This window comes from Photobacterium satsumensis (genome assembly GCF_050336935.1).
Taxonomy (GTDB): domain Bacteria; phylum Pseudomonadota; class Gammaproteobacteria; order Enterobacterales; family Vibrionaceae; genus Photobacterium; species Photobacterium satsumensis.
Genome location: NZ_JAKJSK010000010.1, coordinates 254410 through 277709 on the forward strand (window position 1 = coordinate 254410; position 23300 = coordinate 277709).

A 23300-nucleotide genomic window follows, 5' to 3' on the forward strand; every position below is an offset into this window, starting at 1 on the left:
AGTGACCGTACAGAGCAGTCTCCAGATGCCGCCAAAACGGCCCCTTCATCCGACATTGAAAAAGTAATTGCCCAAGCCTGGGCCGAGGTGCTCGGTCTTGACAGTGTCGGTATCGATGACAATTTCTTCGATATCGGCGGGAACTCCGTCCAGATGGTGCAAGTGCATAACAGGCTAAAGCGTGAGCTGTTAACCGATATGACCTTGGTCGAGATGTTTTTCAACCTGCCGAGTATTCGCCTGCTGGCCCAGAAACTGAGCGGCGAGAAAGCGGCCTCAACGGCACCGACTAGTCAGGGCCGAACGGTGGGAGAAAAGCGCCGCTTAGCACAGGGACAGCGTAGGAAAGCTGCGTTGGAGAGGAAAAAAAATAATCAAATGGATTTGAAAAAATGAACGAAGTGACTGAATTCGATGATCGTATTGCGGTAATTGGTATGAGCGGGCGCTTTCCCGGTGCCGAAAACCACCATCAGTTTTGGCAGAATCTCCAAGGAGGGGTCGAGTCAGTTACGACACTGTCTAAAGAGGACTTGCGTGGATGCCTGCAAGGGCTGGATCCTATCAGCGCTCAATATGTCTCCCGCCAGATGAAGAATCCTAATTATGTCAATGCCGGTTTTTTTCTCGAACAAACGGAAGGGTTTGATGCTGGCTTTTTCGGCTTTAATCCTAGCGAGTTAGAACTGATCGACCCGCAGCACCGGATCTTCATGGAAACTTCATGGGAGGCCTTGGAAGACGGTGGTTATGATCCTTACCGCTACCCCGGCCGAGTCGGGGTATATGCGGGTACTCTGATGAGCCGTTACTTGCTCTATAACGTATTTCACCTAATGCATTCGGAGCGTGATTTTCTGGTGGGGATCGGTAACGAAGTCGATTACCTGCCAACACGGGTCAGTTACCGACTCAACCTCAAAGGGCCAAGCGTCAGTGTACAGACAGCGTGTTCAACCTCGCTGGTTGCGATTCACTTGGCCTGTCAGGCGTTGCTTAACGGCGAATGTGATATGGCTCTGGCAGGCGGCTCTGTGCTACAGGTCCCCCATAAGCAGGGATACCTCTATCAAGAGGGGTCGATGACGGCACCGGACGGACATTGCCGCGCATTTGATGCCAAGGCGAAGGGAACGGTTTTCTCTGCCGGCGGCTCTGGCACGGTGTTGCTCAAGCGGCTGGATGAAGCGTTGGCTGACGGCGATCAAATTTACTCGGTGATCCGAGGTACAGCGGTCAACAATGATGGCTTGGACAAGGTCGGTTATACCGCGCCGGGCGTCGACGGCCAGGTTGCCGTGATCACCGAGGCCTTGGAAGTTGCGGGGGTATCGCCTGATACGCTGAGCTATGTTGAAGCCCACGGTACGGGCACGCCTCTGGGGGACCCGATTGAAATCGATGCCTTGACCAAAGCGTATCGCGAGTACACCGATCAGAACCAGTTCTGTGCCATCGGTTCGCTGAAGACCAATATCGGCCATCTGGCCGCTGCCGCAGGGGTGGCGAGCTTGATGAAGGTCAGCTTGGCGATGAAGCACGGAGAAATTCCCCCAAGCCTGAATTACAGCAAGCCAAATCCAAGAATCGATTTTGCCAATAGCCCGTTTTACGTCAACGACAAGCTGGTGCCGTGGCATGGGGTTGACGGGGTCAAGCGGGCAGGGATAAGCTCGTTCGGCGTGGGGGGCACCAATGCCCATGCCATTGTTGAGGAAGCGCCGGTGGTCCTGCCGTCGGATGATGGTCGCCACTATCAGCTGATCTCTCTGTCGGCGAAGTCGGCCAAAGCGCTCGACGCGCAGCGATGTAATCTGGCGGACTATCTGGAGCAAAACACATCGCTTAATTTCGCCGATCTTGCTTATACCCTGCATATAGGCCGTCATCCTTTTGAACACCGGTTCCAGTGCGTTGCCAGTAACACCGAGGAGGCAATATCACAGCTAAGAAAGGGCCTAAACTCGCCGCAGTCTCCCGCAATGGCTGACACCAGACCGTTGGTGTTTATGTTCCCCGGCCAAGGTGCTCAATATGTTGGTATGGCACAAGGGCTGTATGACAGTGAGCCCGTCTTCAGGGAAACATTTGATGACTGTGCCAGTGTGCTGGCTGCTCATACTGGCATTGAGCTGGCGTCCATCCTCTTTGCGGGCAACCAAGTTGAGGAGGCGGCACTACGCTTACAGCAGACAGAAGTCACCCAGCCAGCATTGTTCGTGGTCGAGTACGCGCTGGCCAAGCTGTTAGCTAGCTGGGGGATCTCCCCCGGAGCAATGATTGGTCATTCTATCGGCGAATGGGTGGCGGCCTGCCTTGCCGGTGTGTTCTCGGTCGATGATGCTATCCGGCTTGTCGCCAGGCGCGCCAGCCTGATGGGGCAACAAGAGCCGGGTACCATGGCGGCGGTAAGAGTGTCGGCCTCGGAGGCTGAGGATATGCTCTGCGACGGGTTGGATCTGGCTGCTGTCAATGGACCTGAGCTGTGTGTGCTGTCGGGCAGTCACGAGGCGATAGGCAGGTTGGCGGCGAAGGGGGTAACGGTGCAGCCCTTGCATACCTCCCACGCTTTCCATTCCGCCATGATGGAGCCGGTACTGGAGCCTCTGCGCCGAGAATTTGCTGATGTTCAGCTAAATCCACCGACGATCCCGTTTGTGAGCAATGTGTCCGGTACATGGATCACCGCCGAGCAGGCGATGGATCCAGAATACTGGCTGGCCCACCTGCGTGGGACAGTGCAATTTGCCAAAGGCATCCACTCCTTGCTCGAGCAGGGAGACTGTATCTTCCTAGAGGTCGGGCCGGGAACCTCATTGTCCGGACTGACGCGCTTGAGCCTGGCGGGGCAGGGGGCGTCGGTAACGGCCAACTGTCTGGCACACCCAAAAATGAAAACAGATGCGCTTGAGAGCCTTTTGCAGGCGGTGGGGAATCTCTGGTGTGCTGGCCACGAGCCTGACTGGCATGCCTTCTACAGCCTCCAACGTCGATTGCGGGTGTCCGCGCCAACATATGCGTTCCAGCGTACTCGCTACTGGGTTGAGACGCAAAGTGAGAGAAAAGCAGAGTTGGCCCTGGACGCGGGTGAAAGGAAACCGCTTGAGGAGTGGTTCTACACCCCGTCTTGGACGCGTGGCATGCCGGCCAGAGATGTGGTTAGCGGACAGCGGTTGTTGTTACTTCACGGTGGTTCCGGCCCGGAGCGGGCACTGGCAGAGCAACTCAAGCGACAGGACGTAGCACTTATCGACGCCCAATGTACTGAGGGGGAGGCTTTCGCCAAGAATGCCGACCATTCGTATACGCTCGATATGACCCGATCTGAACATTTTGCTGAGCTGATCTCGCAACTGGCCGCAGAAGATCGGCTGCCAGAAGGCGTGGTGCATACCCTGACGTTGCAACCCGACACCGACGCAACGAGGGAATTGGCCCAGCAGCAGGAGAAAGGCTTCTTCAGTCTGCTTTGGCTTAGCCAGGCTCTGGGTAGCTTGGCTGAGCAACCCGCGATGTCAGTCCAGATCGTGACATCGGGCCTCTACGACGTGCTCGGCAGTGAATCATTGCGTCCAGCGGTCGCGACCGTGCTGGGCCCACGCAAGGTCTTGCCGCTGGAATTCCCGAGCCTGTCCTGTCGGATCATTGATATTGCCGTTGACCAACAGGTCCTGCAACTCGATACCGCCTTATTGGGTCGGGAATTGCTGTCAGGAGACGGCGAAGATGCGGCGCTGCGCAACCGCCATCGTTGGACACTTGATTACCAGCCTTTGAGCGTGCCGCCGAGTGAAGATGGCGTTGACAGTTTGCGTGAACACGGGGTGTACCTCATCACCGGAGGGCTGGGTGGCCTTGGCTTGGTGCATGCGCATAAACTCGCCACCCTCAAGCCATCAACCCTTGTGTTGCTAGGCCGCTCGGCCCTACCGCCGCGCGAGCAGTGGGAGGCATTGCTCGGTGCTAGCGATACTTCCCCGGAGCTTGTCGAGAAACTGTCGAAGATTAGGGCCATCGAAGCGCTGGGTAGTCGGGTTGAGGTCGCAGCCGCTGATCTAGCCGATGAGACCGAGATGGAAGCTCTCATCGCAGGGATCAAACATCGTCATGGTGGACTCCATGGCATCGTGCACTGTGCCGGGGTTGCCGGTGGCGGGCTGATCCAGCTTAAACAGCGTGAAGAGGCCGAAAAAGTCTTTAATGCCAAATTATACGGTACCTCGGTGCTGGCCAAGGTCACGCAGCGCGAGGCGCTTGATTTTGTCATTTTGGCCTCATCACTATTTGCTGTCAGTGGAGGTGTTGGCCAGGTCGACTACTGTGCCGCCAACAATTTCCTTGATGTGATGGCGAAGTCCGGCCAGTTTGCCCATGCCCGCAAGGTGGTATCTGTTAATTGGGATGCATGGCAAGAAGTAGGTATGGCAAAGAACATGCTGAGCGAGTTGAGCCAAACTGAGCAGGCTGCCCTGCCGGCCAGCAATATCTCCCACCGTTTGCTACATAGTGGGGATACAGCAACCGGTGAATATACCATGGTGCTCAATCCTGCCAGCGAGTGGTTGCTCAGTGAGCATCAAATCAACAATATGCCGACTGTACCGGGAACCCTTTATCTTGAGCTGGCTCGCGCGGCCTTTGTTCATCACCAGCAATTGGCACCGGAGGCGATGGTCGAGCTCAGAGATTGTTTCTTCACAACCCCGCTGCAGCTGAGCCCAGGGGCTAAGCAGCATATGGTCCTCGCATTGGGCGAACAGTCCGGCGAGTGGGTGTTTGATGTCAAGGACGAAGCCGGTCATCCCCACGTCTTCGGTAAGCTGGCGGCGGTTGAACAGGCTGAGGTGAAACAGCGTGATTTGGCGAGTATCAGGCAGCGTTTAGCCCACCACATCAGCGAGGGGCTGTCGATTGGTGGCGATCAGAACGGCGAGTCGGGCGCCATCATGTTTGGTAAGCACTGGCAGAGCGTCGAAGCGGTTTCCTACGGCGGTGGTGAGGCCTTGATCCGCCTTGCCCTCAAGCCGGACTGCCGCGACGATGTCGAGGCCTTTATCCTCCACCCTGCGCTGCTGGATGTCGCGACCGGACCGACGGCTGGCTACTGCGTGCCAGATCACCTTGCTGCGGAAGGCGCACTATTCCTACCTGCTTCATACGGGCGGATGCGGGTTTACCGGCCATTGACTGAATCACTCTATAGCCATATGCGCTACCAGCCTGCGCAGAGCGACAACGATAGTGTGACGCTAGCTATCGAATTACTCGACAGTGACGGGATCTTGCTTGCGGAAATCGAGCAGTTTGTGCTTCGTCGCGTGTCCGCCGAACCACTCGCGAACGATCAGAGCAGCTTGTTTGCAGGGGGCGATGAGGAGTCGGCTGCTATCATGCCGGCCGAGGGGGCTGAAGTGTTTGCAAGGCTACTAGCGGGCGAGCATACCGAGCAGCTGGTGGTATCCACCACCGATTTGCCACTGCTCTTTGAGCAGATTGCTTCCCAGCAGTTCGGTGCAGAAAGTACAAACGAGAGCAGTCAGTCAACCAATCGTACTATGCACGACAGGCCTGAGCTAGATACCGCCTATGTCGAGCCGGAAGGCGAGGTTGAGCAGGCCCTGACGGCGATTTGGCAGCAAGTTCTGGGGCTCAACAAGATCGGCCGGCACGACAACTTCTTTGATCTCGGGGCCGATTCGGTGTTGGGGGTACAGATTGTGTCTGTTGCCCGTGAAAACGGGGTCATCATTAATCCCGGGCAATTGTTTGAGCATCAAACCATCGCCGAACTGGCACAGGTCGCTGAGGCGGTGTTTGAAGTGCAGGGCGGTGTTCAAGAGGCGACGGCATTGCCGTTATCTCTAGCTCAGGTTCACAGCGTCGACAGCGGTATTGAGCTATCCCTCGAGCCGGGCCTTGCCCTGTCAAACCTTGTCGAGGCACTTGAGAGCATGGTGGTGGAGGCCAGCTGTTTCCGCTATCAGCTCGGCGAACAGCAATTGATCCCTGCCAACCCTGAGTCATTGGATATTCGCCTTGAGATGCTTGATGCCGGCGAAGAGGTGTGGCCGCTCTTGGCTGAACAGTTGGCCGCGCATCCCGAGCTGCCGTTTGCTGCCGGCTACCGCGGTGATAATCGTGGAGCAAGGCTGGCTGTTTTGTTCCGCGGGGCATTGGTTGATGCGTCAACGGTGTCTGTCTTGCACCAATACCTGAGTGCACGACTGGCCGGTCAGTCGGCTTCTTTACCGGAAGGACCGGGCTATGCCCTTTGGCATGAGCAGCACTCGTCCCAAAGCCCGACCGCGCTGGCGATGGCTGACAGCTGGCCTATCACCGCGGCATCGCAGGCGCCAAAGCGCGAGTTTTTGCAACAGGCCCTACCGGCCGACTTTGAGCTTACAGAGGCCCTGCTTGCCCAGCACCACATTGCGGCAGGGGAGCTGATCTTGGCCGCTCTGGCAAGTTCTGTATCTGAGGTGCTCGGGCAGCCGTCACCAGCGCTGGCGGTGAAAAATAGCTACCGCCGCCTGGATGCATCAGGCCAGTGGGACGATACCCTCGGCAATTTGGCTGTTGTCACACCGACCTCATACCAACTTGATCCCACAGAGGATCTGCTCGCGTTGCTGACGCAGGTGAAGGAAGCATACCGGCAGCAGGCGGCTGATAGCCTTGAAAATGCGTCCGAAGCGCTGTCGCTGACTGGCTCGCCGATTCTGTTTGACTTTGAATTAGCCCAGAGGGGGGCCGACGGCGATGTGCTGACGGTGGTACCAGCCCTGCAAGAGACTCGCTTGCTGGCGGATTTCCCTATCCAGCTGCGCATGTTCAAGCCTGGCCGGTCCTGGGAGGTGCTCTGGCTATACGATGGAGAACGGATCGCGTCCAGTGTTATTAAGGGCTTGCATGACAGCCTGATGAGTGAGCTCAACCGCAGTCTAGATCAGTTACAGACAGCGCAGTCGACGATCTACACTCCGACCGACTTTCCTGATGCTGGGTTGGATAAAGATGCACTCAATAGCTTTATGAGCGACTTGTTTCAAGGGACTGAAAAATGAATAAAACATCAGTAGAAAACATCTTCCCGCTCTCACCGATGCAGGAGGGGATGCTGTTCCATACTCTATATGCCCCCCACTCCGGGATGTATTGCGAGCAGTTCACATGGCCTGCGGAAATTACAAGTGTGCCGGCCTTTGAGCAGGCCTGGCAACAGGTGATCAACCACCACCCGGTGCTGCGCACGGCATTTTTCTGGGAACAGGCCGAAAAAAATATGCAGGTGACCTTCCGCGATGTCACGATGCCGTTTACCACGCTCGATTGGTCACACTTGCCTGAAACGGAACAGGAGGCGGCGCTTAAGCAGCACCTTAAGGCCGATCGCGAGGCTGGCTTTGATCTCAACAGGCCGCCGCTGATGCGTGCGGCGTTGATCAAGCGCGAAGACGACCGTTACTGGTTTTGCTGGTCTTATCATCATCTGCTGCTTGATGGCTGGTCGTCGTATTTAGTGCTCAAGGATGTCTTCAGTGCTTACCAAGCGCAGCTTGATCGACAGCAGCCCGAGTTTGCGGTATTGCCACCTTATAGCCACTTTGTTAGCTGGCTATCGAAGCAGGATTTAAACCAGGCCGAAACGTTCTGGCGCGATTACCTGCGCGGATTCAATGCCCCCAATGTGGTGGGCAATAGCAGCCAAGCGGTCAAGCAGGATAACCCGGTATACCACACGCTGGTAAACCAGTTATCGACAGAAGAGACGGCGAGCCTGCAGGCGATCGCTAAAAAGCAGCGGTTGACACTCAATACACTGTTGCAGGCGGCATGGGCACTACTGGTGCATCACCATAGCCGGGACAGCGATATCGTCTTTGGGATGTCCGTCTCCGGCCGTCCAGCCGAACTGAAAGATGTTGATAAGATGGTTGGCCTCTTTATCAACACACTGCCTGTTCGAACGACGATATTGCCCGAGCAAAAAGTCACGGACTGGCTCAAGGCAGTGCAGAAACAGCAACTGAAGACCCAGCCTTACGAATATACCCCGTTGCAAGATATTCAGTCTTGGAGTGAGGTGCCGCAAGGTACAGCGCTGTTTGACAGTATGCTGGCGGTTGAAACCTATCCGATCGGCTCCCATGCAGGGCGGATGGCTGAGCTTGAGGTACACCAGTCGACCAATTACCCGTTGACAGTTGTGATTGAGCCAGGTGTGCAGTTAGCGCTGCGCATTAGCTACGATACCTCGCGTTTCGCTGAAGCTGAAGCGACGAGACTACTGGAGCAATACCGCCATATCCTGTGCCATCTTCCAGGCGCGATGGACAAGCCGGTAGGCGAGGTACCGTGGGTCCCTGAGCATCAGCTGGCTGAGGTCATGGCGTTGACGGGCAATGATGAACGGTGCTTTCCTGTTGAACAATGTCTTCATCAGCTGTTTTCCGAGCAGGCTCGCCTGAGTCCGGAGGCGGTGGCCGTCAGTGACGAGGCCGGTTCATTGACTTATGGCGAGCTCGATGCGCTGTCCAATCGTTGGGCGAACAAGCTGATTGCTGACGGGATCGAACCGGAAGACAAAGTGGGGATCTGCCTTCCCCGATCGACAGATCTGATCGTGGCCATTTTGGCCGTGCTCAAGGCGGGAGCGTGTTATGTCCCGCTCGATGGAGATGCCCCATCCCAGCGTTTGAAATATATCATCGAGGATGCCCGCCTCAAGCGTGTGCTGATCGCGACTGAGGAGCAGGCGGATATCGCCCCGGGGATCTGTCAGGTCATGAGTGAGTCGTCACTCAGCCCGGTGCACAGTCACGCTGAGTTGGCCGTGGATGTCAATCCGCAGAATGCGGCCTATATCATTTATACATCAGGTTCGACAGGCAACCCGAAAGGGGTGGTTGTCGAACATCGCCAGGTTGTGCGCTTGTTTTCGGCGACCGACCACTGGTTTGGTTTTACCGACAACGACGTATGGACCCTATTCCACTCTGCGGCTTTTGATTTCTCGGTATGGGAGATCTGGGGGGCGCTGATTTATGGCGGCGAGCTAGTGGTGGTCCCGTTCTGGGTTTCTCGCTCGCCGGATGCATTTTTCGCCTTGTTGGCTGATAAGCAGGTGACCGTACTAAACCAGACGCCGTCGGCTTTCCGCCAGCTGACAGCGGTCGCCAAGTCCTTGCCACGGCAGGAAGCCAAGCAGCTTGCCCTGCGGTATGTTGTTTTTGGTGGTGAGGCGCTGGATTACCAGGCGCTGGCACCATGGTTTGAGATCTATGGTGATGATCAGCCCACCCTGATCAACATGTACGGTATCACTGAAACCACTGTCCATGTTACTTACCGGGAGGTCAGAGAGGCAGATCTTGGACAGTCTGCTGCCGCCAGCGCGATTGGGCAGGCGATTCCTGATCTGCGGGTCATGGTGTTGGATGATCACCTAGAGCCTGTTCCTGTCGGGGTACCTGGGGAGCTGTGTGTGGCCGGTGCGGGGGTTACCCGGGGTTACCTCGGGCGTCCCGAGCTCAACCAGACCCGTTTTATTTCACATCCGCAACTAAAGGATGGGGAAAGGCTGTACCGATCCGGGGATCTGGTCAGTTGTCTGGAGGATGGTAGCCTAGACTATCTCGGGCGGATTGATCAGCAGGTCAAAATCCGGGGATTTCGGATCGAGCTGGGTGAGATCGAAAGTGCGCTAGGCGCCTTGCCCGGGGTGAGTGAAGCGGTGGTTACCGCCTCTCAGCTAAACGGGCAAAAGCTGCTTGTGGCGTACTACGTTGCCGAAGCGGGTGGGGCGCTGGATCATCATGCGCTTCGCCAGCAGCTGGACAATGTCCTGCCTTCCTACATGTTGCCGGCGGCTTACGTTCCGCTGGAGACGGTGCCGCTGACAATTAACAACAAGGTTGACCGCAAAGCGCTTCCTGCCCCTGAGTTGGGGCAACAAGCTTCGGGTGAATACCGCCCGCCTGTGACCGCCACCGAAAAAGTACTGGTCGAGCTCTGGGGCCAGCTGCTGTCGGTTACCCAGATTGGCATCGATGATAACTTTTTCGAGCTGGGCGGGGATTCCATCCTGAGTATTCAGATGGTGGCCAGGGCCAAGAAGCACAGCTTGAGAATTGCGCCTAAAGAGGTGTTCGAGTATCCGACGATTGCGGGGCTTGCCGAACACCTTGATGCAACCGTGCGCGAGGTTGAGGTTGTCGATCAAGGGGTGGTCTCCGGGGAAATGCCGCTGATGCCAGTGGCTTGCTGGTGGCTGGCATTGGAGCCTGAGAACCCTAACCATTATAACCAGGCCTTTGTCATGCGTACGCCGCAGGACTTTTGTGTTGAATCGATGACGGCAGCGTTGAATGCCGTCATCAGGCATCATGATGCGTTGAGATTACGGCTCGTCGAAGGTGATGGTCGCTACCGAGCCGACATCATGGCTAAGGCCGAGTCTGTCAGTGTCGAGGTTGCCCGCAGTGGTACGACGGGTGAGGAAAGGCGTGAATATATCCGCCAAGTTGGCCAGCGTATCCAGGCCAGCCTCCGTCCGGCTGACGGGCGAAACCTTCGGGCAGCATGGATCCCTCCACAGCATGATCATTCAGGGAAGTTGGTACTAGCTATCCATCACTTAGTCGTGGACGGCGTGTCATGGCGTATTCTTCTCGATGATCTGATGTCTGCTTACCACCAGATCTGCCAAGGCGAAAATGTGGCGCTGCCGGACAAAACCCATGCCTATTCACTCTGGGCCGAGAAGCTGGTGGCTTTCGCGCAGTCGGAGAGCATCACAGAACAGCTTCCGTATTGGCAGGCGGCCACCCGCGCTGATCTTGCACCTCTTCCGACCGATTTCGAGGGTGAGCAGGCCAATGTATACGCTTCGCAGAAGATCCATACCGTGACGTTGGATAAGACGACGACACGACAAATTCTCGGGGATGCGAACAAGGCGTACAAGACATCGGTGAACGATATTCTGGTTGCCGGTCTGGCCAAGTCGCTGGCTGTCTGGTCTGGCAATACCGCGATCAGACTCGATCTAGAAGGACACGGGAGGGAGGATATCTTCCCGGAGCTCGATATTTCTCGAACCGTAGGGTGGTTTACCAGTATTTATCCGGTATGCCTAGAGGTCAGCCAGACCGGAGGCGTTGAGCTGCTGAAGTCGGTCAAGGAGCAGCTGCGTCGTGTCCCGATGCAAGGGTTGGGCTTTGGCCTTCTCAACTTCCTAGCCGGTGAGAGCCAGCTATCCTACTTACCGCAGGTTGCATTTAACTATCTTGGCCGTTTCTCTCCAACAAGTGCAGACGAAGGGTTCAGCTTGGCTGATGATGAGGTGGGACTGACCGCGGACGAAAATAATCGCCGCTCACACCATATCATCATTGACGCCTGGGAAACGGATCAGCAGCTGACATTCCGCTGGAGTTACAGCAGTGCCATCCATCGTGACGAGACAGTTGCCCGCCTAGCTGAAGGGTATCTCGCTCAATTGGCTGAAATTACGGCAGCTTGTTGTGCTCCGGATACCAAGGGTTATACGCCGTCCGATTTTCCCTTGCTGGACCTCAGCCAGTGTCAGGTCGATAGGTTGGTCGCCGAATACCCTGATATGGTCGATGCGTACCCACTGAGTGCGACTCAAAAGGGGATGTTGTTCCATAGTCTCTATGACAACGACGATGATGCATATGTGAATCAGTTCTGCTGTGAATTCGGTGACAATTTAGAGGAGTCAGTTTTCCAGCAGGCATGGGAAGGCGTGCTGGCAAGGCATCCGGCCTTGCGTTCATGTTTCTTATGGCAGGACCGTGATGAGCCCACCCAGATCGTTGTGGACCGCTCGGCGGGATATTTTGCACCGCAGCCTCAGGCTGTTTTGAAAATGGATGCGTTGGACGAGTGGCTGGCGGCTGATCGTGAGAAGGGGCTCGACCTGAATGCAGTACCGATGCGCATGCACCTGTTGCCGACCGACCGTGAGAGCTGGTTGTTCGTCTGGACCCACCATCACATTCTGTTTGATGGCTGGAGCCTGGCTCAAATCCTAGGTGAGGTGTTCCACTGTTATGAATCGTTGTTAAATGGCGCGGCTCCCGATCTCGCCCCTGTCAAATCGTACCAAGAGTATATCGCATGGCGATCTCAGGAAGGTGACAAGGACAGTGAGGCATTCTGGCGCGGCCAGCTTGAGGGCATGGAGTCGGCGACGCCCATCATGGTCGATACCGTCCCGGCATCAACGAGCGGCCGAAAGGCCGACGGTCTGAATCTGTATGTCCAGCACTGTGATCGCGCCCTGAGCTCGGCACTTAACGCTTTGGCCAAGGACAAGCAGTGTACGCTGAACACCCTGATCCAGGCTGCTTGGGGAATGTTGCTCTACAAGTACAGCGGTGAGTCAGATGTTGTCTTCGGGATGACGGTAGCCGGCCGTCCGCCTGAGGTGGACGAGATCGAGTCTATCGTCGGGCTGTTCATCAATACCGTACCGATGCGAATGGATATCCAGGCCGTAAGCTCTGTCGCCTCGGTTTTGGCGGCTATCCAGCAGCAGCAGGTGAAGATCATGGAGCATGAACAGACGCCATTGGCGGATATTCAGGCTTGGTCGCCACTGGCAAACAGCGAGGCGTTGTTCGACTCTATCGTGGTGGTTGAGAACTACCCAATGGGTGATGTGCTGATGAAGCAGGAAGGGCCTCTGGCGATCCGGTCGGTGCGCTTCGATGAGATCACAAACTACCCCATCACCTTGATTGCGATGCCTGGCGAGCAGCTGTCCTTCAAGCTTGTGTTCGATCCGGATAAAGTGGCAGCGAATGCCGCGGAGACGATGCTGAGTCACTTCGTTTGCTTGCTTGAGAGCATTGCTGCCCAGCCGGATCGTGCTGTTTCACAGCTTGCTTACTTGCCACAGGACGAAGTAGCGGCGTTACTGGCGATGAGCCGGGGTGTAGAAGCTGAGTATCCATCACTGCCGTTACCGGCGTTAGTGGCGCAGCAGGCGAGCTTATTGCCCAGTGCCGTGGCGCTAAAGTGCGCGGATCAGTCGCTGACCTATCTGCAGTTGCAGCAAAAGAGTGATCAGCTGGCCCACTGGCTTGTGGAGCAAGGGCTCGGTAAGGGAGATCTGGTTGGCCTGTGCATGGAGCGGTCAGTAGACATGGTCATCTCGATGCTGGCGATTATGAAAGCCGGTTGTGCCTACGTACCCTTGGATCCGGACTACCCGGCCGAGCGGCTAGGTTTCATACTGGAGGACTGCGAGGCACGACTGGTACTGACTCAGCAACAGCTGCTTGCGCGGCTACAGGGGCTGGCGCTGCGGGAAGTGACATGGTGCGCAGTTGACGAAGCGTGGGACCGTATCGGCCAGTACTCTTACCTGCCAGTTGATGTCTCCGTCGCGATGGACGATGCAGCCTACCTGATTTATACCTCAGGCTCGACTGGGCGGCCTAAAGGGGTGATTAACCACCACCGAGGGCTGTGTAACCGCCTGCATTGGATGCAAGAGCAGTTCCAGCTGGGGGTGAATGACAAACTGTTGCAAAAGACCACGTTCTGTTTTGATGTGTCGGTATGGGAGCTCTTTAGCCCGCTGATCGCCGGTGCAACCTTGGTCATGGCCAAGCCCGGCGGACACCTTGACCCTGACTATTTGGTCGAATTGATCCGGCACGAACAGATCACGCTGATGCACTTCGTCCCGTCAATGCTCGAGGTTTTCTTGCAAGCTGAAGGGGTGGAAACATGTACCTCACTGCAGCGGGTGGTATGCAGTGGTGAGGCATTGAGTTATTCCTTGAAGCAACGTTTCCATGCCCGCCTTGGTGCCTCATTGTTCAACTTCTACGGCCCGACCGAAGCGGCAATAGAAGTTTCACGCTGGCACTGTGGCGACGATGCCGGCCGGGAGATCGTGCCGATTGGTTATCCTGTGCCGAATACTCAGTTGTACGTGCTCAACAAGGATCGGGAGTTGCTGCCGGCCGGCATGACCGGCGAGTTGTACATTGCCGGTGATCAGGTGGCAACGGGCTACCACAAGTTGCCAGAACTCAGCCAGAAGGTGTTTGTTGCCGATCCTTATGCCTCCAAGGCTGGCGCGGTGATGTACAAAACCGGCGATTTGGTTCGGTATCTGCCTAACCGGGCGATCGAGTATCTCGGGCGGGCCGACTTTCAGGTCAAATTACGTGGTCAGCGTATTGAGCTTGGCGAAATCGAGACGGCGATCACCCGAGCCTGCGGCGCGACATCCCTGGTGACGGTTATCCAGAGCGAAAGAGGGGATCAAAAATTACTGGCTTACCTTGTCAAGGACAACGGGCCGGTTGATGAAGCCGAACTCAAACAGAAACTTACCGAGTCCCTCCCTGGCTATATGGTTCCTTCGTTGTGGGTCCAGCTGGAGTGTTGGCCACTGAACGCGAACGGCAAGGTAGACAGAAAGGCATTGCCAATCCCGGACTTGGCTCTGGCGGGGAACGACAATTACGTTGCCCCACGCGATGAGCGGGAGGACGTGCTGGCACAGTTGTGGCGGGAGTTGTTGCAAACGCGTCGAGTGGGGATTCACGACAACTTCTTCGAACTCGGCGGTGACTCTATTTTGTCAATCCAGTTTGTTTCCCGGGCGAAGCAGGCAGGGTACCTCTTTACGGCAAAACAGCTGTTTGAACAGCCGACGATAGCCCAGTTGGCACAGATTGCCAGTACGGACGAAAGTGGTGGCGTCGCCAAAGCGGAGCAGGCTGCGGTGGTGGGAAGGGTACCGATGTTACCGATGGCCCATTGGTGGCTGTCGGCACAGCCCGCTCAAATCACCCACTTCAACCAGGCGATGCTGCTCTCGGCTCCGGCAGGGATGGACGTGGGGGCACTGAAGGTGGCGATCAATGCCCTAGTGGTACATCACGACGCACTGCGCACCGCGCTGGAGCATGAAGGGGGGAGGTGGCAGACCCATATCCTCCAGCCCGAAATGGAGGTGCCCGTCCACTGCTACGATCTTGCCGGCGACGAAGCCGGTTGGGCTGAGCAGATAGAGCACGTTGCAGGACGGCATCAGGCGCAGACCGATCCGTCGGCAGGGCAAAATATCCAGTTGCTGTGGTTCGACGCTGGAGTCGGCGGTGCTTGCCGGTTGGCCCTGATCGTCCATCACTTGGTTGTGGACGGGATTTCTTGGCGTGTACTGATCGAGGATCTCAACACTGCCTATCAGCAGGCTGTCAGCGGGAAGCCGATCGCGTTACCGGAGAAGACACACTCGGTGGCCGACTGGGCTGAAGAGCTGGCAGAACGAGCACAGAGCCAAGGTGTCGAAAACCAGCGTGATTACTGGTTGGCTGCCGCTCAGGCCCAAGGGGAGGTTGTGGCGCATGATGTTACCTTTGCGCCCGAGGACAATGTCGAAGCCTCGGCGGATGCTTGGGTTGACGCGATATCGCCCGAGGTCTCGGCGGCGATCGTCGGCCCGGCCAACAAGGCTTACCGAACCCAGGTCAATGATTTGTTGCTCACGGCGTTGTCGCTGGCCGTTGCTGGCGCTAGCGGCAGGGTGCGCGTTGATCTCGAGGGGCACGGCCGAGAGGGGAGCTGCTTGGATGTATCCCGTACCGTTGGATGGTTCACCAGTCTTTATCCGGTCGCATTGGAGCTGCCTCAGACTGGGCTCAAAGCACAGATCCAAGCGGTTAAGGAGCAACTTCGCGCAATACCAGACGGTGGACTGGGTTACGGTTTGCTACGGTATCTGCAGCAAGATGACGCGCTGGACAGTCAGTCGCAGATCGCCTTTAACTACCTCGGTAGGCTTGATGGCTCGGAAGACGCGGACACCCCTTTCCAGCTGGAATACGGCAGTGCCGGGCCGAACCGGGCAGCTGCTCACCATCGGCGACATGAGATTGTCATAGATGCATGGCTGGTCGAGGGGCAGTTGCATGTTCGTTGGAGCTATAGCCGCTGTTTGCATGCTCAAGCAACGATTGCCGAGTTGGCCAACCGCTTCCGTACGGCATTGACTGATATTGCCCGTCATTGTGGCAATAGCCTTAAGCTTGGCTATACGCCATCAGACTTCCCGACGGTTGAGCTCAACCAGCAGCAACTGGACAAGCTTGCTGGCAGTGATGGCCATATCGATGATATCTACGCGCTCACACCGACCCAGCAGGGGATGCTGTTCCATAGCCTTTACCAGCAGGGGAGCGGTGTCTATGTGAACCAATTCCGCTGCCGCTTTGGTGACGGTTTTGAGCTGGACGCCTTCCAGGAGGCATGGGGAAGACTGATTGGTCGCCATGAGGTGCTACGAACCGGGTATGTTTGGCAAGAGCTTGCCGCGCCGGTTGCGGTGGTACAGAGCCGGCCGGACATCCGCTGGACTGAATTGGACTGGCGTCATATGCCTACCGCAGAGCAGGAACAGGCACTCGAGGCCTGGTTGAATGCGGACAGAGAGCAAGGGTTCGATTTGACGCAAGCCCCCTTGATGCGCTTGAGCCTGATCCGGATGGCCGACGATGTTGTCCAGTTTGTTTGGAGTCATCACCATATCTTGATGGACGGTTGGAGTATGGCGCAGTTGTTTAAGGAGCTGTTTACCGATTACGCCTATGCCAGTGAATTTCTGCAGGTGCCGACGTTCCGCTACCACGCCTACCGAGGCCACATTGAGTGGCTATCGGATCAGGATCCGCAAGCGGCAAACGCTTATTGGCGTGAGCAGCTGGGAACGTTCGCCGAGCCGACGCCATTGCCCCGGGATACGGCGAGGGGAGCCGCTACCGCGCCAAACAATGAGCGCCATCAATGTTTGTCTGCCAGCCAGACACGCCAGCTTGAGCAATTTGCCCGACAGCACCATATCACGCTGAACTCATTGGTACAGGGAGCATGGGCGCTACTGTTACACCGCTACTCTGGCTGTCGCGATATCGTGTTCGGTTCAACGGTGTCGGGGCGCACGGCTGAGCTGACCGGGGTCGAGGAAATGGTCGGCCTGTTTATCAATACCCTGCCGGTCCGCTTTGACATTGATCCTGACCAGCCTTTGCTCGAATGGCTGCAGGAAATCCAGTTGGCCCAGGCCGGGATGCGCCAGTTCGAATATTCTTCGCTGGCTGAGATCAAAGGGCTAACAAACGTGCCGCTCGATCTGCCTTTGTTCGAAAGTATTGTGGTGTTCGAAAACTACCCTGTTGACGAAATCCTCAAGCAGCATGATGACGGCTTCGATATTTCGCAGATCAGCTTCCATGAAGTGACGAACTATGCACTGACTCTGATAGTCAATCCTGGCGAGGGGCTGCACTTCAAGCTGCTGTACAACGACAGCCGGTTTGAGCATGGCACGATTTCATCTTTGCTGGAGTATCTCGTCGAGCTGCTGAGCAAAATGGTCGATAACCCCCACCAGCCACTGTCACGGCAGCAGGTCTTGCCGGCGGCACAGCAGCAACTGGTGGTCGTTGAGCCGAACCAGACCGATAGCGAGTATGCCGCCGGTAATGTTGTTGATGCTCTGCGCTATTGGGCTGAGCACTGGCCCAGTGCCGAGGCCGTAACGTTTGACGGCCGAATGCTCAGTTATGCCGAGCTCGATAGGCAAACCAATAAGCTTGCGCATTGGCTGCGAGAGCAGGGCGTTGGCAAGGAAACCTTTGTTGGGATTTGTGCCGAGCGGTCGTTGGAGATGGTTATTGCTATCTGGGCCACGATTAAGGCGGGAGGCGCATATGTGCCGTTCGACCCGGATTACCCTGCCGAGCGTTTGGCCTATATGTTGGAGGATGCAGCTGTTTCGGTGCTGCTGACCCAAAGCGCGCTGGTCAGTCGCCTAGCCGACGATCTGGCCATGCAGCTATGCTGCCTTGACCAAATGGACAGCCAGCTGGCGGCCTATACCGATAGCGCATTGGAGGCCGAGTTCGATGCGGATCAAGCAGCCTATATGATTTACACCTCGGGCTCGACCGGACGGCCCAAAGGCGTGGTCAATACTCACGGCGCATTATGGAACCGACTCCAGTGGCAGACCCAATTGCTGGGGCTGGATCGTAGCGATGTGTTTGTCCAAAAAACGACGTTCTGTTTCGATGTGTCGGTGTGGGAGTTCTTTAATCCGCTGATCATCGGTGCCAGCTTGGAGGTTGCTCGTCCCGGGGGACACCTTGACAACAACTACCTGCGCCAGCTCATCCAGTCAAAAGGGGTGTCGGTTATTCATTTTGTGCCTTCCATGCTGCAGCTGTTCATCGACTCAACGAGCGTCGAACAGTGCCGTTCGTTGGCCAATGTGATTTGCAGTGGCGAGGCGCTGCCGCGTGATTTAGCTGAGCGAGTGGCGGCCAAGCTGCCAATGGCGGAACTGGTAAACCTGTATGGCCCGACTGAAGCCGCGATTGATGTCTCCATCTGGAAATGCAGCGAGCCATCGCCAGGCAAGGGGGTTCCGATTGGTCGCGCTGTGCCGAACACCAAGCTTTATATCCTTGATGAACATCTGGTACCGGTGCCATTTGGCGCCAAGGGAGAGTTGTATATCGGGGGTTGTCAGCTGGCGAGGGGCTATTGGAATCGTCCTGAATTGAATGAAGAGCGCTTTGTTCCCGATCCGTTTAGCGATAAGGACGGCCAGAGGCTCTACCGGACAGGGGATCAGGTGTGCTATTCCGCGTCAGGGGTGATCGAGTACATCGGTCGGTTGGACTTTCAGGTTAAGTTACGAGGCCAGCGGATTGAGCTGGGCGAGATCGAGGCCGCAATCAGCCAGCATTGCTCAGGTCAGGCCGCCGTTGTTTTGCATGAGGATGCCGGCGGGCAGCGTTTGGTAGCTTTTGTCGCCGGGACTGACCGCAGCGGGCTCGATGAGCCGGCATTGCGCAGCGCTTTGGCGGCCTCATTACCGGCTTATATGGTGCCGGGCCAGTTCGTGACGCTGGCCGACATGCCGCTGACCCCGAATGGGAAGCTGGATCGCAAGGCCCTGCGGGTTCCAGCCTTTAGTCCGCAGGTGACGGATGCGGTACTGCCTAAGACCCAGGAGGAGGCGTGCATTGCCAGCATCTGGCAAGAGGTACTGGGGGGGGATGTAATAGGGAGAAGCACCAACTTTTTCGAAGCTGGGGGCCACTCGTTGTCACTGATCAAAGTGCAGTCACTGATTGCCGAGCGACTTGGCAGAGATATTGCGCTGGTGACGTTGTTTGAGTATCCGACCATTTCCGCCCTGGTGGGGTATATGTTTGATGAACAGCAGACCGCGCAAGCCGAGCAGGACAAAGTGCGCGAAACACAGCATAACGAACGCCGCAAAATCGGCACAAACAGATTGATGCGCCGCCGTTCACTGTCGGCGGGTACAAGTAATGACAAGGAGTTCTCGAAGAATGTCAAATAAGGAATTTTTGCCGGAAAATGGCTTAGAAGTCGCAATTGTAGGGATGGCCGGAAAGTTCCCGGGGGCTGAGGATATCGAGCAGTACTGGCAATTGCTGGCTGAGGGTAAGGAGGCGATTACCTTTTTCAAAGATGAAGAGCTCGATAGCTTGAGTGTTGACCCTTCCATGGTCAAAGATCCAAATTACATCAAAGCCCGTGGGGTGATTGACAAGCCGGAGTACTTCGATGCGGCTTTCTTCGGTATTGCGCCGAGAGAAGCCGAAATCATGGATCCGCAGCACCGCCTATTCTTAGAGCTGTCTTGGACCGCCTTGGAGAATGCCGGTTACAACCCGGACGCGGTTCCTGGGCCAGTCGGGGTCTTTGCGGGGGCCGGTTTTAACTCCTATATGGTCATGAAACTGACCCTCGACCCGTCGTTCATTACGCAGGAGAATGCCTTGCAGCATTTGTTCAATAACGACAAGGACTATGTGGCGACCCGGACCTCCTACAAACTGAACTTGCGCGGGCCGAGTGTCAATGTCCAGTCGGCATGCTCGACCTCCCTGGTTGCTACCCACCTCGCATGCCAGAGCCTGCTAAGCGGAGAGTCGGATATGGTGCTGGCGGGGGGAATTGCTGTCAGGGTGCCCCAGAATGCGGGCTACTGGTACCAGCAGGGATCGATTTTCTCCAAGGATGGCCATTGCCGGGCCTATGATGCGGACGCCAACGGCACGGTTAGCGGTAATGGCGGCGGCGTGGTGGTGCTCAAGCGGTTAGAAGATGCACAGCGCGACGGTGACCGGGTGTATGCGGTCATCAAAGGCACGGCCATTAACAACGATGGTGCTGGCAAGGTCGGATTCACGGCCCCGAGTGTCCAGGGGGAAGCGTCTGCTATCCGCTCTGCGCAGGCGATTGCGGAAGTTAGTCCGGACACCGTTCGCTATATTGAAGGCCATGGTAGCGGGACAGCCCTCGGCGATCCGATTGAGCTTGAGGCCCTGACCAAGGTGTTCCGCCAGCAGACGGACAAAACACAGTACTGTGCAATCAGTTCGGCTAAATCTAACATCGGCCATTTGGATACTGCTGCGGGAATGGCGGGCTTGATCCGTGCGGCCATGTCAGTTGACAGGGCGGAGATATTGCCCAACGCCAATTTTAGTCGACCCAATCCCCGGGTCGATTTTGCCTCGAGCCCGTTTTATGTTCCCAGCGAACGCAAACCGTGGCCAGAGGATAACCATTCGCGCCGGGCGGGTGTCAGCTCGTTCGGTATCGGCGGTACCAATGGCCATATTGTGCTGGAGCAAGCTCCGCCCGAGCCTGCCTCGGAACCATCCAGGCAAACGCAGTTGCTACTCTGCTCGGCGAGAACCGCCTCGGCACTGAAGGCGCGTTGTGAGGATCTTGCTGATTATTTCAGGGCAAATAAAGCGCTGAATTTGGACGATGTCGCCTATACCCTGCAGGTCGGGCGTAAGCCATTTGAATACCGTGCCGCCTTTGCGGTCAGCGAAAAAGACGATATAGCTTCCATCATGAGTGATCAGTGGCATAAAGATATGGTGGCTGGAGGGCTATCCGATCATAAACCTGATATCGTTTTCATGTTTTCCGGTCAGGGGAGCCAGTATCCCGGTATGGCCAAGGAGCTGTACCAGGCTTACTCCGCCTTCCGCGAAGTGATCGACGAAGCTGAGGAGCTGTTGGTTGAGCAAGCTGGGCAGGGGATTCGTGACGTGCTATTTAGCACGGCGTCAGGCTCTGCCGCCGAACTCAACCAGACACGGTTAACCCAGCCAGCCTTGTTTGTTGTCGAATATGCCTTAGCCAAGTTGTTGATGAGCCTCGGGATCAAGCCGAAGGCGATGATCGGGCACAGTATTGGTGAATATGTCGCCGCTGCCTTGTCAGGGGTGATGACATTCCGCGATGCCCTGCGGCTTGTTGCCTACCGCGGCGAGCTGATGCAAGGAATGGTGGAGGGGACAATGCTGTCAATCCGCATGCCTGAAGAGCGAGTGGAGCCATGGTTGACGGAGGATATCTCCCTCGCCGCGGTCAATGCGCCGAATGCCTGTGTGGTCGCAGGGCGGAGTGATTCTATTTCACAGCTGGCGAAAGCACTGGCCGCTGAAGGGGAGCTATGCCGAGAGCTGCGTACATCGCATGCTTTCCATTCTTTCATGATGCAGCCGGCGGTTGAGCCCTTCGTCGAAGCGGTCAGGAATATTCAATTGCAGGCCCCGACCATACCGTTTATTTCCAATGTCAGCGGGACTTGGATCGAAGCAAAACAGGCGACCAACCCTGAATACTGGGGGCAGCACTTGAGGCAGGCTGTCAGGTTTGCGGAGGGGATTGATAGTCTATTGGATTTGGAACACCCGCTGTTTGTTGAAGTTGGCCCGGGAAACACTCTCTCGACACTGGCAAAACAGAGCATGAAACGGCACTCGGATCAAGACTGGCCGGTTATCACAGCATTACCGCGAGCCGATCAGGTGATCAGGGCTGATGACCATTTTCTGGGTGCGCTGGGTGAGTTGTGGACCTGCGGTGCGACTCCCGACTGGGAGCCACTGCACCAAGGCCGGTCACGGCGACGTATCCCGCTGCCAACCTATCCATTTGAGCGTAAGCGCTATTGGCTGACGGATGATGGGAGTGATGCTGGCGAGGAGCCTGAAACACTCTTTCCGCAAGCGGATGATAACAAGGTGGTGATGCCGACGAATGATATCGAATGGTCCGTGGCGGCAATCTGGCAGAATTTGTATGGGTTAGACAAGATCGGCATCCATGAGAATTTCTTCCATCTTGGCGGGGATTCGATGTTGGCCATTCAGTTGGTGGCGGAATTGCAATCTTTCTTCGAGATCGAGTTGCCGCTGGCTGAAGTGTTGCAGTACCCAACGATCGCCGAGCAGGCGGAAAGGATCGCTGAAGCGCGCCGGAGCGGCGGCAAGGTCGTCAACCATTCGCCGGTAGTGAGGATCCAACCGAAAGGGAGCAAGCCGCCGTTTTTCTGCGTCCACCCAGCCGGAGGTATTGTTCACTGCTACATCGAGCTGGCAAGGATGCTGGGTAAAGAGCAGCCGTTCTATGCCTTGCAACACCCAGGGATTGATGGGAAGTGCGAGCCATACACACGCTTTGACGTGATGGCGGAGTACTACATCAAAGCAATTCGGGAAGTCCAGCCTCAGGGCCCTTATTACATAGGCGGTTGGTCTTTTGGCGGTACCGTTGCCTATGAGATGGCGCAGCAGCTGGTTGCGATGGGTGAAGAGGTGGCTGTGTTGGTCATGATGGATACGCCCGTGCCGTCAGCCGTTTACGGTGCAGATTTGCTTCGAGATGAGTTCGATGCTGCCGGGATCTTTACGTTCCTCGGACGGGGGATCGGTCAGATCTTTGGCAATAGCTTGGATATTGATCCGAATGAACTCAATGGACTAGAGCCGGAGGCCCAGTTCGAAAGAGTACTAGAAAAAGCCGGCAGTATCAATGATATGTCTGAGAGCGGGGCGGCCCGTGAGCAACTGGAGCAAATTATTGATATGTTCAGGGTCGCCGACAGTGCCGAGCGTCAATACCAGCCCCAGCCTTACCATGGAAAAGTGAAGCTTATTCGGGTGCAGGATTTGGATGATTACGAGTTTACCGGCTACAAAGAGCATCCGGATATTAAGACCCCGACCTTTGGTTGGGATCATGTTGCGACGGATCTCGAATGCCGTATGGTGCCAGGGACCCATATGACAATGGTTGTTGCGCCCTATGTTAGAGAGGTGGCGCGGACATTGTCGGCAGTGCTGGCAGAAGCCCACAGCCAGAATGAGCAACCTCAGGCGTTGACTATAGTATAGAGGAGAAAAGAT

At 56.4% G+C, this 23300-nt stretch carries 4 protein-coding genes (1 of these 4 running past the window's edge); all 4 read left to right on the forward strand.

Annotated elements, in window-relative coordinates; all coding sequences use genetic code 11:
- Tightly spaced (each overlapping or abutting the next), the 4 genes in view from L4D79_RS21105 to L4D79_RS21120 form a layout consistent with a single transcriptional unit that may run on beyond the window.
- On the forward strand, positions 1–396 hold the end of the coding sequence (locus L4D79_RS21105) for an amino acid adenylation domain-containing protein (RefSeq protein ID WP_428654039.1). Its footprint begins 3777 nt before the window's first position; 396 of the gene's 4173 nt are visible here — the last part of the coding sequence; its start codon lies off the left edge, out of view; the stop codon is at positions 394–396.
- Entirely contained in the window at positions 393–7064 is a 6672-nt protein-coding gene (locus L4D79_RS21110; RefSeq protein WP_428654042.1) for a type I polyketide synthase, read from the forward strand. Before L4D79_RS21105 ends, L4D79_RS21110 begins: the two co-directional genes overlap by 4 nt.
- Positions 7061–19423 (forward strand): amino acid adenylation domain-containing protein, encoded by a 12363-nt coding sequence (locus L4D79_RS21115; protein WP_428654045.1) that lies wholly within the window; start codon positions 7061–7063, stop codon positions 19421–19423. Before L4D79_RS21110 ends, L4D79_RS21115 begins: the two co-directional genes overlap by 4 nt.
- Positions 19413–23288, forward strand: a complete 3876-nt coding sequence (locus L4D79_RS21120) for a type I polyketide synthase (RefSeq protein ID WP_428654047.1) — start codon at positions 19413–19415, stop codon at positions 23286–23288. The genes L4D79_RS21115 and L4D79_RS21120 overlap by 11 nt, the downstream gene beginning before the upstream one ends.
- The last annotated feature ends 12 nt before the right edge of the window (positions 23289–23300 follow it).